The organism is Streptomyces sp. NPDC047072, from assembly GCF_040643855.1.
GTDB lineage: Bacteria > Actinomycetota > Actinomycetes > Streptomycetales > Streptomycetaceae > Streptomyces.
This window is the reverse complement of the sequence record NZ_JBEYVC010000051.1, coordinates 43,615-58,705: the sequence shown is the minus strand read 5'-3', so window position 1 is coordinate 58,705 and position 15,091 is coordinate 43,615. Positions and strand designations below refer to the sequence as shown.

Genomic DNA, 15,091 nt, shown 5'->3' with positions numbered 1-15,091 from the left:
ACAAACGCGACTACATCTTCAACGGCACCCTGACCGCGGCAGCGATCGTCATCTGGCTCCGAGACACCGTCCAAGAGCCATCAGAAACGCCCTAGCGCGCGAACACGACGAAGGCCCCGCTGCCGTTGAGCAGCGGGGCCTTCGTCGTGGTGCGAACATGGGGTTGTCCCCGGAGGGACGAGTGGAGATGGCGGGAATCGAACCCGCGTCCAACGGTGCTGAATCAGGGCTTCTCCGTGTGCAGTTCGCTGTGATTTTCTCGGCCCCGGCAATCACGCGAACAAGTCGCCGACGGGCCCAGTCACTGTTTGATTTCCCACCGAACCCCGTGACCGGGCTCGGTGGTTTAGTCCCCTAGATTATGCCAGGGTCCGGGTCGGGAACACCCCCGGTCTGACACCCGTTAGGGCCTACACTCGGTGCTTATTAGGCAGCGAGGGAGTAGGCGCGGGAATCGCTCTTGGTATTGGCGATTATTGGTTGCGACATATGGTTAACGAGATCATTGCCGCTTCCTCGACACGCTTCCCCTGCTTCGACAGCCGCTGTCGAAACCGATCATCCCCATGTTGTTTTTTCAAAAATGCCTCTCCAGGAGAGGCGCGCACCCTCGGTGAGGTGCGGTACCCATCGTACGTGACCAACGCGGGCCGGTGCCAGCCTATTCCTACTGGCCCCGCTGCTTCCGCTTCGCCGCCGCGATCGCCCGGTCCGACTCCCGCCGGTCCTGCTTCTCCCGCAGTGTCTGCCGCTTGTCGTACTCCTTCTTGCCGCGCGCGAGAGCGATCTCGGCCTTGGCCCGGCCGTCCTTGAAGTACACGGCGAGGGGCACGATCGTGTGACCCGTCTCCTGGGACTTGGACTCCAGCTTGTCGATCTCCTCGCGGTGCAGCAGCAGCTTGCGCCTGCGGCGCGCGGAGTGGTTGGTCCAGGTGCCCTGGGCGTACTCGGGGATGTGGGCGTTGTGCAGCCACGCCTCGCCCCCGTCGATCTGGACGAAGCCGTCGGTCAGCGAGGTCCGCCCCTGACGCAGCGACTTGACCTCGGTACCGGTCAGCACGATGCCGGCCTCGTAGGTGTCGATGATCGCGTAGTCGTGCCGGGCCTTCTTGTTCTGGGCGACGATCTTGCGCTTGCCGCCCTTCTCCCCGTCCTGCGCCTTCGCGCCCCCACCACCCTGCTTGGGCTGGGACTCCTTCGGTACGTACATTCCCTTGCTCATAGTGCCGTCCATTTTCGCACTAGGGAGGGGTGGCGGGGTACCTCTTAATCAGGGGGTGCGGACACCGACTCAGGGGCGCGGGGAACTGCGCGACAAGCCCCCACCGGCCCGCAGCCAAGCAACGACCTCAGCCGCCCAATCCCCCGAGCACGGTCTCAGCCTGCCGAAGAGCCCCGTCATCGGCCTCAAGATCCGGCACGATCCCCCGCCCGTCGACCCCCCGCCCCGACGGCGTCCGGTAATGCCCCACGGTCAGCTCGGCCACCACCCCGTCCGGCAGCCGGCTGGGCATCTGCACGGACCCCTTCCCGAACGTCCGCGACCCCACGACAACGGCCCGCCCCCGGTCCTGCAACGCCCCGGTGAGCAACTCGGCCGCACTCATGGTCCCCCCGTCGACCAGAGCGACCAGCGGTCTCGCCGTATCCCCACCGGTCTCCGCGTGCAGCGCCCGCTGCCGCCCGTCGACGTCGTACGTCGCGACCAGCCCCCCGTCGAGAAACGCGGACGCGGCGGTGACGGCCTCGGAGACCAGCCCCCCGGAGTTCCCGCGCAGATCGAGAACGACGCCCGCCCCGGCCGGCGCCTCCCGCACGGCGTCCCGTACGGCCTCCCCGGACCCCTTGGTGAACGCCGCGATCTTGATGACGGTGATCCCGTCGTCGAGCTCTCGAACAGTGACCGAGTCCGTGGACAGCAGAGCGCGCCGCACGGTCTCGCTCCACGCGCGTGTGCCCCGCTCCAGACCCAGCCGTACGGTCGTGCCGGCGGCCGCGTCCGTGGCGTCACCGCGCAGTAAGGAGACCACCTCGGTGACCGGCCGCCCGTCGACCCGCTGCCCGTCGACGCTGCGCAGCAGATCGCCCTTGTGGATCCCGGCACCGGCCGCGGGCGACCCCGACTGCACCTTGGTGACCTCGATACGGCCGTCCCGCTCGCGCCGCGCCCACAGTCCGACGCCGGTGTACAGCCCGTCGAGGGCCTCCTCGAACTCCTCGTACTCGCCACGGGAGTAGACGGCCCCCCAGCGGTCCCCGCTCCGGCTCACGGCCCGCTCGGCCGCCTCCATCGGCGACTTCCCGTCGGCCACGGCCTCCTCGGCCGCCTGCGTCACGCTCTCGTGGTGCCCGGCGGGAGAGGCCGAACGCGCGCTGTCGGCAGCGGACTTGCGCTCCCCGCGCTCCGTGTCCGGCAACGCCCCGGTGGCCGCCCCGGCCACCAGCACACTCGCGAACACCAACGTCAGAGCCGCCCCGCGGCGCACACGGCGGGGCTGACAGAACAGGTCTCGGCCTGACATGCCGGTGAGTCTAGGACAAGGGGAAGGGCCGCACGGGCGGTTGCCCGTACGGCCCTCTTGGCATGTGTCACACCTTCAGGTACTTGCGCAGCGCGAAGAACGCCGCCAGCGCCGGCATCAGGAGGCTCGCGGCGAGGATCAGGGGGAGCTTGGTGAGGACCGCGTCCCAGCCGATGAAGTTGATCAGGTTGAGCTTCTGGGACAGGGCGAGGCCGTGGTCGATGAGGAAGTACCGGGCGATCACCAGGAAGCCGCAGGCGACCACACCGCCGATGAGCCCGGCGACCGCGGCCTCCGCGATGAACGGCGCCTGGATGTAGAAGCCGGAGGCGCCGACGAGCCGCATGATGCCGGTCTCGCGCCTACGGCTGAACGCCGAGACGCGCACGGTATTGACGATCAGCATCAGCGCCACGACCAGCATCAGCACCATGACCATCAGCGCCGCCCAGTTCATGCCGTTGAGCAGCCCGAAGAGGTTGTCCAGGATGCCCTTCTGGTCCTGCACGGACTGCACGCCGTCGCGCCCGTTGAAGGCGGTCGCGATGACCTGGTACTTCTCCGGGTCCTTGAGCTTGATCCGGTACGACTCCTGCATCTGGTCCGGCGTCAGGGACGCCGCCAGCGGGGAGTCGCCGAACTGCTCCTTGTAGTGCTTGTAGGCCTCGTCCTGGGACTCGTACGTGACCTTCTCGACCACCGACATCTTGTCCAGGTCGGACAGGACGTCCTTCTTCTGGTCCTCGGTGACCGCGCCCTTGGCGCAGTTCGGGTCGGACTCGGCGTCGCTCTTGTTGCAGAGGAAGATCGAGACGTTGACCTTGTCGTACCAGTAGCCCTTCATGGTGCTGACCTGGTCGCGCATCAGGAGCGACCCGCCGAACAGGGCGAGCGACAGGGCGACGGAGACGATGACGGCGAACGTCATCGTCAGGTTGCGGCGGAGACCGACACCGATCTCGGAGAGTACGAACTGGGCGCGCATGGCGTCTTCTTCAGGCCTTTCCGTGGACGCTTCGGACGGCGGTCAGTGCTGGTAGCCGTAGACGCCGCGGGCCTGGTCCCGGACGAGGCGCCCCTGCTCCAGCTCGATGACGCGCTTGCGCATCTGGTCCACGATGTTCTGGTCGTGCGTCGCCATCAGCACGGTGGTGCCGGTGCGGTTGATCCGGTCGAGCAGCTTCATGATGCCGACGGAGGTCTGCGGGTCGAGGTTGCCCGTGGGCTCGTCGGCGATCAGCAGCTTGGGCCGGTTCACGAAGGCCCGCGCGATGGCCACGCGCTGCTGCTCACCACCGGAGAGCTCGCCGGGCATCCGGTCCTCCTTGCCGCCGAGCCCGACGAGGTCGAGCACCTGCGGCACGGACTTGCGGATCTCGCCTCGGGACTTGCCGATGACCTCCTGGGCGAAGGCCACGTTCTCCGCGACCGTCTTGTTCGGCAGCAGCCGGAAGTCCTGGAAGACCGTCCCCAGCTGGCGCCGCATCTGCGGCACCTTCCAGTTGGACAGGCGTGCGAGGTCCTTGCCCAGCACGTGCACCTGCCCCTGGCTGGTCCGCTCCTCGCGGAGCACCAGCCGCAGGAAGGTGGACTTTCCGGAGCCGGAGGACCCCACCAGGAACACGAACTCGCCCTTCTCCACTTCCAGGGAGACATCCCTGAGTGCGGGGCGGGTCTGCTTGGGGTAGACCTTGGATACGTTGTCGAATCGGATCACGGATGCACCACGGTTGGCCGGGGGTAGATGAGCGTGACCATACGCGACCCGGGTGCACGCGCGCAGGCACAGGTTCGGGTTGGGTATCGGATGTGCCTGTTTGTACCGCCCTCGCGGGCCCCTCTTTCCGGCTCACAGGCGACACCCGGGGGAACCTGGCACAGTAGGGAAGGGAACGTTCTCGTACGCGGAGGCGTTCTAAGGACGGAAGCACTCGCGAGAAGGGCACGCGCATGACGTACGACCGGCTGGTGTGCGCGAACTGCGCCGCGCCCGTGAGTGAGGGCCGTTGCCCCGTGTGCCGCGCGAACCGTCAGCGGCTGCAGCAGGAGAGCCCCTTCGCGGGCCTGAACCCCATGGCGCTGATCGCCCTGCTCGCGGTGCTGATCGCGGCGCTGGCGCTGGTGGCCCACCAGACCGCGTAGGCGCGGTCCCGAAGACGCCCGAGGGGCCCGGAGCGATCACGCTCCGGGCCCCTCGTCGTACAGCGTGTGTACGGAGTGTTCCCGTACGACCGCCTACCGCCGCCGTCAGGCAGCGGCGCCGCGGCCGCCCGCGAGGCGGGGCAGGACGCGGAAGCCGATGCCGCCGGCGATCATCGTGGCGGCACCGATCACCAGGAAGGCGGTCTGGCCGGCACCGGTCTCGGCGAGCTCGGCACCGTTGCCCTGAGCCTGCGCGTCGGACCCGGTGTCGGTCAGCGCCGAGGACCCCTCGTCCTGAGTGACGGCGTCGTTGCCACCGCCGTCGGGGGTGGTGTTGTCACCACCGGTGGAGCCACCGGTCGAACCGCCGGTGCTGCTGTCGCCGCCCGTGGAGCCACCGGTCGAACCGCCCGTGGAACCGCCGGAGGTGGAGCCGCCCGAGGTGCCGCCGGTCGTGTCGCCGCCGGTCGTGCCACCCGTGGTGTCACCGCCCGTGCTGCCGCCCGTCGTGTCGCCACCGGTCGTGTCACCGCCGCCGATCAGGCCGCCGATCGAGGCGTCGCCGCCCGTGGAGCCACCGGTCGTGGGGTCACCCGTGCCGCCACCGGTGGTGGTGTCGCCCGTCGTGCCACCCGTGGTGGTGTCACCGGTGGTGCCACCCGTCGTGGTGTCGCCCGTGCTGCCGCCGGTCGTGCCACCGCTGATCACGCCGCCGATCGCGCCGCCCGTGGTGTCTCCGGTGGTCCCGCCGGTGGTGTCACCCGTGGTGCCGCCGGTCGAGGGGTCGTCATCGTTGGCCGTGACGCTCAGGCCGATGTTGGCGTCGAGCGCCGAAGCGGCGCCCGCCGCGGTCAGCGAGGCGCCCGCCGCGATCACGGCACCGGCGGCTATGCGCGCGATCCGGACCCGCGTCTTCTTCGTCATGTGTTTGCTACCCCCAGTAGCTCATCGTCAATGAGGCGGCGCTCGGGGCCGTGATCGACGGAGGAAGGTAGCCGTACTCAAGTCCCCCGGTTCACATGCGCCCCAGAGATACGCATGCCGCGCTTTACCCTTCCCATTTTTCAAAGCAACGTCAAGGGCGTTGCGCGCGCGATGTCCGACTCGGAAGGGTTTGCCGGAGGGGGGAGTCTGTGAGTGTGATGTAAAACCCAGACATCACGCAAACTGCCGCCCACTGGACGGCAGTTGCGTAAACGGGGTCAAGTCGACAAAGTTACTTCTCCTGCTGCTTGCGCCAGCGAATTCCGGCCTCGATGAAACCGTCGATCTCGCCGTTGAAGACAGCCTCGGGGTTGCCGACCTCGAACTCCGTACGCAGGTCCTTGACCATCTGGTACGGGTGCAGGACGTACGACCGCATCTGGTTGCCCCAGGAGCTGCCGCCGTCCTTGAGGGCGTCCATCTTGGCCCGCTCCTCCTGGCGCTGCCGTTCCAGCAGCTTGGCCTGGAGGACGTTCATCGCGGTCGCCTTGTTCTGGATCTGCGACCGCTCGTTCTGGCAGGAGACGACGATGCCGGTGGGCAGGTGGGTCAGGCGCACCGCGGAGTCGGTGGTGTTGACGCCCTGTCCGCCGGGCCCGGAGGACCGGTAGACGTCCACGCGCAGCTCGGACTCGTCGATCTCGATGTGGTCGGTCTGCTCGACCACGGGCAGGATCTCGACACCCGCGAAGGAGGTCTGCCGGCGGCCCTGGTTGTCGAAGGGCGAGATGCGCACGAGCCGGTGGGTGCCCTGCTCGACGGACAAGGTCCCATAGGCGTACGGCGCCTGCACGGAGAAGGTGGTCGACTTGATGCCGGCCTCTTCGGCGTACGACGTCTCGATGAGCTCGGTCTTGTAGCCCTTGGCCTCGGCCCAGCGCAGGTACATCCGCTGGAGCTTCTCCGCGAAGTCGGCGGCGTCGACGCCACCGGCCTCGGCGCGGATGTTGACCAGCGCCTCACGGGAGTCGTACTCGCCGCTGAGGAGCGTACGGACCTCCATCTCGTCCAGCGCCTTCTTGACGGCGGCGAGCTCGGACTCGGCCTCGGCGCGGGTGTCCGGGTCGTCCTCCTCCTCGGCCATCTCGAAGAGCACGGAGAGATCGTCGATCCGGCCCCGCAGGGTCTCGGCCTTCCTGACCTCGGCCTGGAGGTGGCTCAGCTTGCTGGTGATCTTCTGCGCCTCGTCCGGGTTGTCCCACAGGGACGGCGCGGCCGCCTGCTCCTCGAGCACGGCGATGTCTGCCCTCAGCTGGTCGAGGTCCAGAACGGCCTCGATCGACTCCATGGTCGAGGAGAGGGACTTGAGCTCTTCGGATACATCGACGACTGCCACGCCCTCCAGCCTAACGGCTCCGCCGATGGACCGACGCCGGGTGACCGCAGGCGGCAGAGCACCCCGCGTGGACCACCCCTCACGGCGAGGCGGGCGCCGAGTTCCGCGTGTCCTGCGGCGTCGCCCCCGCGTCGTCCGTGGCCGCCCACACCCCGATCCCCGCGGCGACGGCCAGTACGAGCGCCCCGATACCCAGCGCCACCCGGCGCCGCCGCGCGACCACCCGGTTCCGCGCGGACCCGGGCCGCGGCGCACCCGCGGCGCGCGGCACCCGCGCCGTCCCCCGCGCGCCCCCGGCCAGCTCGTCCGGCGCCGGTACCCGCATCGACGTGTGGGTGTCCCGGTTGGAGTCGGCCGGCTTCGCGCCCGGAACCAGCGGTACGGCGCCCCGCCGCACCGGCCGCCCGGAGGCCACCGGCTCCTGCGGCAGCGCCTCCTCCACGTCCTCCTCGTCGTCCGGCTCGTCCACGTCCAGCGGGGGCATCCCGGCCAGCAGCGGCAGCAGCTCCCGCAGCCGCGCGCCCAGCTCGGAGGCGCGCAGCCGGGAGGCCGGCGCCTTGGCGAGGCACTGCACCATGAGCTGCCAGAGCTCGTCGGGGATGCCGGGAAGGGGGACGACCGTCTCCGTGACGTGCCGGCGCAGCACCGCGCCCGGGTGGCCGCCGCCGAAGGGCGTGAAGCCCGCCAGCAGCTCGTAGAGCACGGTGGCGAGCGCGTAGATGTCGACCGCGGCGCGCGGCGGCAGGCCCTCCACGATCTCCGGCGCGAGGTAGTCCGGCGTACCGATGATCTTCGTGGCCCGGGTCCGGCGCGGGGAGTCGATGAGCTTGGCGACCCCGAAGTCGGTCAGCAGGGCCGGGTGCGCGCCGCCGGGACCGAGCGGGCCCTGCATGTCCAGCAGGACGTTCTCCGGCTTGACGTCGCGGTGCACGACCCCGGCCGCGTGCGCGGCGGCGAGTCCGTCGGCGACGTCCGCGACGATGGCGACCGCGGCCTCGGGCGCGAGCCGCTTCTCCCGGTCCAGGCGGGTGCGCAGATCCGTGCCGCGGACCAGGTCCATGACGAGCGCGAGGTCGTTGCCGTCGACGACGAGGTCGCGCACGGAGACGACGTTCGGGTGCTCCAGGCCGAGCAGGGCGGTGCGCTCCTGCACGAACCGGCCGACGAGCTCCTGGTCGGAGGAGAGATCCTCGCGCAGCATCTTGATGGCGACGGGCCCCTCGGGCCCCTCACCCAGCCACACCGTGCCGGCGCTGCCCCGCCCCAGGATCTGGTTGGCGGTGTACCGGCTGCCGATCTTCCGTCCCAAGACTGCTCCTACAGACGCGTGTTGTCGTTAAAACTACGCGCCGGAAGAGCCAACCTTCACCGCGGAGACGGAAATCACCCGCCAGGTGTCGACAAATCCCCAACCTCGTCGTGCGGCTACTGCCCGGAAGTTCCGGAGGAACCGGATGATCCGCCCAGATCCCCGATCCAGCCGGTGACCGTGTCGAACCAGTCGCCGAGCTGCTGCCAGTAGCTCTTGCCGGTGCCGATCCACTCCTGGAGGGGGCTCAGCTCCCAGACCAGCCAGCCCGCCACGAACAGGATGACGATCGTGAACAGGCAGCCCTTGAGGCAGCCGAGCCCGGGGATCTTCATCGGGTTGGCGCTGCGCTGCCGCGGCTCGCGCGGCTCGCGCCGGGGCTGCTGCGGCTCCGGCCGCGAGGGCGGCGGGGCGTACCGCTGCGGCTGCTGCTGCGCGGGGGCGGCGTACTGCTGGGGCTGTTGCTGCGGCTGACGGCCGTAACCGCCCTGCTGGGGCCGCTGCTGCTGCGGCTGCTGCTGTTGGGGCCGCTGCTGCTGCGGCCGGGCGGCCTGCCGCTGCGGGCGGCGGCGCAGCGGGTCCTCGCTGGGGTCGAGGTACTGGACCTGCGTCTGTTCGTTGCGGTCCCGGGCCGCGCGCAACTGGTTCTGCCAGGGGTGCGGCTCCTCGGGCCCACCGGGCTGCCGGCCCTGCTGCCCCTGCGGACCGCCGTACTGTCCCGGCTGCCCGGGCGGCATCGGCGGCATGACGGCGGTCGGGTCGGCCGCGCCGCGGTTCGTCGGGAGTACGGCGGTGGGGTCGGCCGCGCCGAGCGGGTTCCCGGGGCCGGTGTGCGGCAGGACGCTGGTCGCGGCGTTGGGGTCGAAGGCGCCCGCCCCCGCGCCGTGCGGCAGCACCTGGGTCGGGTCGGCGGCGCCGGGCATGTCCGGGACGGCCGTCGGGGCCGGGTCGGGCGCGAGCAGCGCGGCCACGCCCTCGGCGGCGGCGATCTGCGCGGAGTTCGCGTGCACGCCGACGCCCTCGGCGACCGTGCGCAGGGCGCGCGCGAGGTTCTCGGCGCTGGGGCGTTCGTCGGGGTTCTTGCGCAGACAGCGCTCGATGACCGTCCACAGCGGGTCCGGGACCGTGGAGGGGCGGCGCGGCTCGGCGCTCAGGTGCTGGTGGAGCACTTCCAGGGCGGTCTGGCCGGCGAACGGCGGACGGCCGGTGACCAGCTCGTACAGCAGGATGCCGGCGCCGTAGATGTCGACGGCGGAGGTCTGCGGGCGGCCCTCGGCGGACTCGGGAGCGACGTACGCGGGCGTGCCGACGAATTCCTGGGTGCGGGTCAGGCCCGGCGAGTCGGCGAGGCGGGCGATGCCGAAGTCGGTCAGCAGGGGGTGCATCTGGCCGCCGTACTGCCGCAGCAGCACATTGGCGGGCTTCAGGTCGCGGTGGACCACGCCGTCGGCATGGCTCGCGGCGAGCGCGTCGGCGATCTGGGCGGTGAGCAGGGCCGCTCCGACCGGGCTGAAGGGGCCGTTCTCGCGCAGGTAGCGGTGCAGGTCGGGGCCCTCGACGAGGTCCATGACCAGGGCGAGCAGATCGCCCTCGACGACCAGGTCGCGGACCCGCACGATGTTCGGGTGGGTGAGCCGGAGCAGCACGGAGCGCTCACGCAAAAAGCGCATCACGATGTCCGGGTCGCTCGCGAGCTCCTCCTTGAGGACCTTGATCGCGACGGTCTCTCCGGGCTGGCCCGCGACAGCGGCCTCGGCGCCCGCGGCCTCCCGCTGGCGGGCACGCCAGACGGTGCCCGTGGCGCCGCGTCCGAGCGGCTCCTCGAGGAAGTACTTGCTGCCTACCGGCCGCACGTCATGCGCTCCCTGCTGCTTGCCTGTCCGTTCCGACCCAACTGTAGTGCCGCCCTTCACGCATGTTCGAAGGAAAGACGCTTCCCCCTGGCTCCCGGTTGCCAACCGTGAACGTGACCGATCTCAAGTGATCACGGACACCGCACCGAGCAGGCACTTTTAGGGGCAGAGCCGACCAATCAAGATCACTTGCGTCCGGGTGGTGGGCGCGTTGTCAGTGGTGGGTGCGAGGATGCCTCCAGTCAAGGAGGACCTCGTAGAAGGGACCGCTGACGGCGATGCAGATCCGGCTGACCGTCGTAGACCCGCTGGGCCCGCCCGACCGGGCCCGGGGCCGCGCCGCGAGCTGCGACGTGCTGGTCACGGCTCCCGTCGGCACCGCCCTGGCCGCGGTGGCCTCGGCCCTCGCCTCGGCGGTCTCGGCCGGCGACGGCCCGGTGGTGCTGTTCGCCGACGGCGAGCGGCTCGACGACCGCCGCGCCACCCTGGGCGAGCCCCCGCTGATCGACGGCGCCGTGCTGTCCCTGGGCGCCCCGGCCGCCCCCGAGCCCCACCCCGAGCTGGACGACGCCCCGACCCAGCTCCATGTGGTCGCGGGCCCGGACGCGGGCGGTGTCCACCTCCTGCACGGCGGCCAGATCCACATCGGCCGCTCCGCCGACGCGGACGTCCCGCTGGACGACCCGGACGTCTCCCGCCTGCACTGCGCGATCACCGTCGACCCCGACGGCCGCGTCGCGGTCGCCGACCTCGGCTCCACCAACGGCACCCTCCTGGACGGCACCCGCGTGGGCCCCCACCCGGTGCGCTTCCCTCCGGGGGCGCTCCTGAGGATCGGCGAGTCGGCCCTACGGCTGTCCCCGAGCGGGGTCGACCGTCTCGGCGTCGCCCCGGACGGCGAGGGGCACGTGCGCGTGGGGGGCGACGAGGCGGACGGGACGGCGGGACAGGCGCGTGGGGGGCGGACGGGCGCCGGTGGGATCGGCAGGGCCGGATCGGCTCCGGGTGCGGGACAGGGACACGGGACCCGCACAGACGCGCAGGACAACCGCCGGTCCGGACCGGCTCCGGGCACAGGGCAGGGGCACAGGGCGCGGACGGACCTGCAGGACGCCCGCGGGTCCGGATCGGCTCCGGACGCGGGACAGGGGCACGGGCCCCGGACGGACTCGCAGGGTGCCCGCGGCGCCGGAGAGGGGCCGGGCTCGCGGCGAGGGCAGGGGGCGGGCGGTTCGGTAGCCGGTGGGGGTGGTCCCGTCGCCGCGGGGGCAGGCGAGGACTCGCCACGCGCGCGTACGACCGCCGATGGCGTCGACGCCCGGGTCCGGCCGTCCGCCGACCGGGTCCACCCGGGCCACGACACGGACGGCTGGGGCGCCCCCGGGGCGCCGGTCGTCGTGCCGGGGCAGGGGGGCGCGCCGCCGATCGAGAACCAGGACCCGGGCAGGTCCGGCCTCGTCGGCCGAGGCGACCGGACGGTTCCCGGGGACGGACCCGGCGGTACGACCCCCTCCCGGGGCGGCGGCCGCGACGGCTCGGATCCGCGCGGCCACGGCCCCGACGGCACCGCGCCGACCGGCGGCGATCGACAGGGCCGTGGGGACACACACGCCGGCCGCTTCGGCGTTCCCGGGCTGGACCAGCCGTCCGTCTCGGACCCGGCCCGCGCCTCGTCCCGTACGACCGCCGACGCTCCCTTCGACGACACCGGCCTCTCCGAGGACTCCCCGGCCGCGGGCCGCCGTAAGGGAACCCCCTTGCGCGGCACGGCCGTCCCGGACACCGGCCGCCAGGAAGACACGCCCCGGCACGACACCACCGTCTCCGACGCACCCGCGACCGGCCGCCGCAAAGGCACGCCCCCGCGCGGCTCGTCGACCCCCGAGCCCCCCGACACTTCCGCCCCCGACACCCCCGCAGCCGGTCGCCGCAAAGGCACTGTGGGCGGGACCGGCGGCTCGCGGCGGCGCGGTGGGATCGGGGCGTGGGCGCGGCGGCTGGCCGGGGGGCGTGGGGAGCAGGAGGCGGTCGGGCGGGAGGCGTACGACGAGGAACCGGCGGCCGTCGAAGCCGTCCCGTCGGCCACCGCCCCCCAGGCACCCGAGGTCTGGCCGGACCCGGCGGCCCTGCTGCTGACGGCGCTGGGCCCGGGCGTACGGCTGTGGGAGCGCGACCCGGGGCACCCGGAGGCGCTCACCGTCCGGCTCGGCACCGCCGACCGCGCGGCCCCCGACGGCTCGGGGCTGCTGCCCGCCGTCCCGGTCACCGCGGACCTGCGGGAGGCCGGCGCACTGGGTCTGGCCGGTCCGCGCGCGCGGCTCGCGGGGCTGGCCCGCGCGGTGGTGGCGCAGCTCGCCGCGCTGCACGCGCCCGAGGCCCTGGAGCTCGTCCTGATCAGCGCGGACCGCTCGCGCCCCACGGAGGAGCGGACGGCGGAGTGGGCCTGGCTGGGCTGGCTCCCCCATGTCCGTCCGGGCCACGGCCAGGACTGCCGGCTCCTGCTCGCCTACGACCGGGAGCAGGCGGCGGCCCGTACCGACGAGCTTCTGCGGCGCCTGGAGGACCACCTGGCCGACACGGCGGGCCGGCCCCCGACGGTCCCCGCGGCGAGGTCGGAGCAGGACCGGCTCCGGGGCGCCGCACGCCGGCCGTCCTGGGCCCGGGAGGACGAGGACGGCGAGGGCCTCAGGGGGCCGTACACCGTGGTCGTGGTGGACGGCGACCCCGGCGGCGCGGACGTGCGCAAGGCGGTGGCCCGGCTGGCGGCGGAGGGCCCGCAGGCCGGCATCCATGTGGTGTGCCTGGCCGAGACGGCCCCGGCGTCACCGGCCTCCCCGGTGACGGAGACGTACGAGGCCGCGTGCGCGGCGGCGCCGACGTTCCGCGAGTGCGGCGCGGTCGGTCTGCTCAGCGGCGACGTGGCGACGGCCCTGCGCCTGATGCGGGTGGCCCCGGCCGGAAGGCCGGTGGACGGGGGCGCGACGGCACAGGGCAACGCGTCCGACGCGGCCGCGGCGCGCAGCGGCTGGGACACCGACGGAGACACCGGGGCGTACCGGGCCGACACCGGCCTGTCCGGCACAGGCACAGGCACCGCTACCGGCACCCGACCGCCCGGATCCGGCACCACCCCGTCCGAGGCCGACACTGGCTCCCGCCGGCCGCCTCGAACCGTCACCGACCCGTACGGGACGGACACCCGCTCGCCCCGGTCCGGAGCCGACACCCGCTCTCCCCGCCGGTCCGCAGCCGACCCGTCCGGATTCGGCGCCCCACCGCCCCGACCCACCGCCGACCCGTCCGGTCCCGCCCGAGCCGACGCCGACGGCGCCGCTCCACGTGCGCGTGCCGCTCACCCCGGCGCGGACGGCTCCCTCACCAGCACCCAGCTCCCCCGCCCCGGCACCGAGACGGTCCCCTCCGCCTCCGACGCCGCCCGCCCCACCCCCGTGGGCCACGGCACCGTCGCCGCCGTGGACGCCGTCTCCGCGGCCTGGGCGGAGCGGTTCGCGCGGGCGCTGGCGCCGTTGCGGACGGACGGGACCGGCGCCGGCCGGCACACCCGGGTCTCCGCGCCGCTGCCGCAGTCGGCGCGGCTGCTGGACGAGTTGGGGCTGGCCAGGGCCACCCCGGCGTCGCTGATGACCCGCTGGGCGGACGCGGCCGACGACACGGAGTCGCTGGGCGGGCGGGCGTGGGCGGTGCTCGGCGCCGGCCCGCGCGGCCCGGTCGGCGCGGACCTCGTCGCCGACGGGCCGCATCTGCTGATCGAGGGCCCGGCGGGCAGCGGCCGTACGGAACTGCTGCGGGCGGTCGTCGCCTCGCTCGCCGCGGCCGAGCGCCCCGACCGGCTGGGTCTCGTCCTGGTCGACGGCCGCGACAGCGTGGGCGCGGGCGCCGGCGGCCACGGCGAGGGTCTGCGGGTGTGCACGGACGTCCCGCACGTCACGACCCACCTCACCGCCAACGACCCGGTCCGCATGCGGGAGTTCGCCCAGTCCCTGAGCGCCGAGCTCAAACGCCGGGCGGAGCTGCTGGGCCGCTCCGACTTCACGGAATGGCACACGGGCCGGCAGCTGACGGGCCGGATGGTCGCGCAGCGGGCCACCACGCCCCCGAACAGCCACACCGGCACGAGCACCGGGAGAGGTACCAGCGCCGCGACCGGGGTCGGCACCGGATTCGGCACCGGCTCCCACTCCACCCACCCCGACGCCTCCGCCGACCTCGACTCCCCGCCCAGCTCCACCATCCGGCTGCGTCCCGCCGCCGCCCGGCGGCAGCAGGAGGCCGCGCCGCCGCTCCCCCGCCTCGTCGTGGTCGTCGACGACCTGGACGCGCTGGTCTCCCCGCCGCTCGGCTCCCCGGGCCGCCCCGCCGCCGGCTCGGTGATACGCGCGCTGGAGGCGGTGGCCCGTGAGGGCGAGCGGCTCGGGGTGCACCTGGTCGCCGCGGCCGGCCCGGACACCCGTACGGCGGAATCGGAGCCGTCGAGAAGGGCCACCCTGCGCGTCGCCCTGGATCCCCCGGCCACCGGCCCCGACGAGCCGTCCCCCGGCCGCGGCCGTCTGACCTGCCCCGACGGCCGTACGACCGCCTTCCAGGGCGGCCGGGTCACCGGCCGCATCCCCCGTACGGCGACCCTGCGCCCCACGGTCGTGCCGCTCGACTGGGACCGCATGGGCGACCCCCCGACCCGCCGCCCGGTCCGTGAACTGGGCAACGGCCCGACGGACCTGGCCCTGCTGGCCAGCGCCCTGGAAAGGGCGGCGAAGGAGGTGTCGGCCACCGAGGTCCCCTCGCTGCTGTGACCGAGGCCGACGGCAGCCCGCCCCGACCCCGCGCACTGGTCACGAGGGGGTCACGATCCCCCGGTTGACATCAGACGCGCTCTTGCCGACCCCGTGCTCCCGGCGTAGACCAGACCGCACGGGACAGCCTTCAA

The 15,091-nt window shown here is 72.8% G+C and carries 10 protein-coding genes and 1 other RNA gene; 2 read left to right on the top strand and 9 right to left on the bottom strand.

What is annotated here, in order from left to right; all coding sequences use genetic code 11:
• Positions 1 to 179 precede the first annotated feature (179 nt).
• The 5 genes from ssrA to ftsE all read right to left on the bottom strand — a co-directional run bounded on the left by ssrA (position 180) and on the right by ftsE (position 4,239).
• Positions 180 to 566: a transfer-messenger RNA gene (ssrA, locus tag ABZ896_RS22510) on the bottom strand.
• A gap of 101 nt (positions 567 to 667) precedes the next feature.
• Positions 668 to 1,210 carry an SsrA-binding protein SmpB gene (smpB, locus tag ABZ896_RS22505; RefSeq protein ID WP_360931782.1) on the bottom strand — a complete coding sequence of 181 codons (543 nt, stop codon included), beginning with the start codon at positions 1,208 to 1,210 and terminating at the stop codon, positions 668 to 670.
• 139 nt (positions 1,211 to 1,349) lie between these two features.
• The gene (locus ABZ896_RS22500; protein WP_360931770.1) at positions 1,350 to 2,522 is read right to left on the bottom strand and encodes a S41 family peptidase; all 1,173 of its coding nucleotides are present in this window, start codon (positions 2,520 to 2,522) and stop codon (positions 1,350 to 1,352) included.
• Between the two features lie 67 nt (positions 2,523 to 2,589).
• Positions 2,590 to 3,507: a permease-like cell division protein FtsX gene (ftsX, locus tag ABZ896_RS22495; RefSeq protein WP_360931767.1), complete on the bottom strand. Its 918-nt coding sequence runs from the start codon at positions 3,505 to 3,507 to the stop codon at positions 2,590 to 2,592.
• Positions 3,508 to 3,549: 42 nt separating this feature from the next.
• Positions 3,550 to 4,239: a cell division ATP-binding protein FtsE gene (ftsE, locus tag ABZ896_RS22490; protein ID WP_164433344.1), complete on the bottom strand. Its 690-nt coding sequence runs from the start codon at positions 4,237 to 4,239 to the stop codon at positions 3,550 to 3,552.
• Between the two features lie 233 nt (positions 4,240 to 4,472).
• On the opposite strand from ftsE, the gene ABZ896_RS22485 reads away from it, so the two are divergent.
• Positions 4,473 to 4,664 (top strand): hypothetical protein, encoded by a 192-nt coding sequence (locus ABZ896_RS22485; RefSeq protein WP_360931763.1) that lies wholly within the window; start codon positions 4,473 to 4,475, stop codon positions 4,662 to 4,664.
• Positions 4,665 to 4,769: 105 nt separating this feature from the next.
• Here the strand turns inward: ABZ896_RS22485 and ABZ896_RS22480 are convergent, their stop codons facing one another.
• The 4 genes from ABZ896_RS22480 to ABZ896_RS22465 form a co-directional block, all read right to left on the bottom strand.
• The gene (locus ABZ896_RS22480; protein WP_360931760.1) at positions 4,770 to 5,588 is read right to left on the bottom strand and encodes a hypothetical protein; all 819 of its coding nucleotides are present in this window, start codon (positions 5,586 to 5,588) and stop codon (positions 4,770 to 4,772) included.
• 292 nt (positions 5,589 to 5,880) lie between these two features.
• On the bottom strand, positions 5,881 to 6,984 hold the full coding sequence (gene prfB, locus ABZ896_RS22475) for a peptide chain release factor 2 (protein ID WP_360931757.1): 1,104 nt from the start codon (positions 6,982 to 6,984) through the stop codon (positions 5,881 to 5,883).
• A 79-nt stretch (positions 6,985 to 7,063) separates the two neighbouring features.
• Positions 7,064 to 8,293, bottom strand: a complete 1,230-nt coding sequence (locus ABZ896_RS22470; protein ID WP_360931754.1) for a serine/threonine-protein kinase — start codon at positions 8,291 to 8,293, stop codon at positions 7,064 to 7,066.
• 116 nt (positions 8,294 to 8,409) lie between these two features.
• Positions 8,410 to 10,146: a protein kinase gene (locus tag ABZ896_RS22465; RefSeq protein WP_360931751.1), complete on the bottom strand. Its 1,737-nt coding sequence runs from the start codon at positions 10,144 to 10,146 to the stop codon at positions 8,410 to 8,412.
• Between the two features lie 278 nt (positions 10,147 to 10,424).
• Here ABZ896_RS22465 and ABZ896_RS22460 point away from each other — a divergent pair, with 278 nt between their 5' ends.
• A complete protein-coding gene (locus tag ABZ896_RS22460) occupies positions 10,425 to 14,957 on the top strand; it encodes an FHA domain-containing protein (RefSeq protein ID WP_360931748.1) in 4,533 nt (1,510 codons plus the stop codon).
• Positions 14,958 to 15,091: the final 134 nt, after the last annotated feature.

Coding starts and splice junctions, on each gene's coding strand:
- smpB (WP_360931782.1), bottom strand. CDS start 1,210: ATGTACGTACCGAAGGAGTCCCAGCCCAAGCAGGGTGGTGGGGGCGCG.
- ABZ896_RS22500 (WP_360931770.1), bottom strand. CDS start 2,522: ATGTCAGGCCGAGACCTGTTCTGTCAGCCCCGCCGTGTGCGCCGCGGG.
- ftsX (WP_360931767.1), bottom strand. CDS start 3,507: ATGCGCGCCCAGTTCGTACTCTCCGAGATCGGTGTCGGTCTCCGCCGC.
- ABZ896_RS22485 (WP_360931763.1), top strand. CDS start 4,473: ATGACGTACGACCGGCTGGTGTGCGCGAACTGCGCCGCGCCCGTGAGT.
- ABZ896_RS22480 (WP_360931760.1), bottom strand. CDS start 5,588: ATGACGAAGAAGACGCGGGTCCGGATCGCGCGCATAGCCGCCGGTGCC.
- ABZ896_RS22460 (WP_360931748.1), top strand. CDS start 10,425: ATGCAGATCCGGCTGACCGTCGTAGACCCGCTGGGCCCGCCCGACCGG.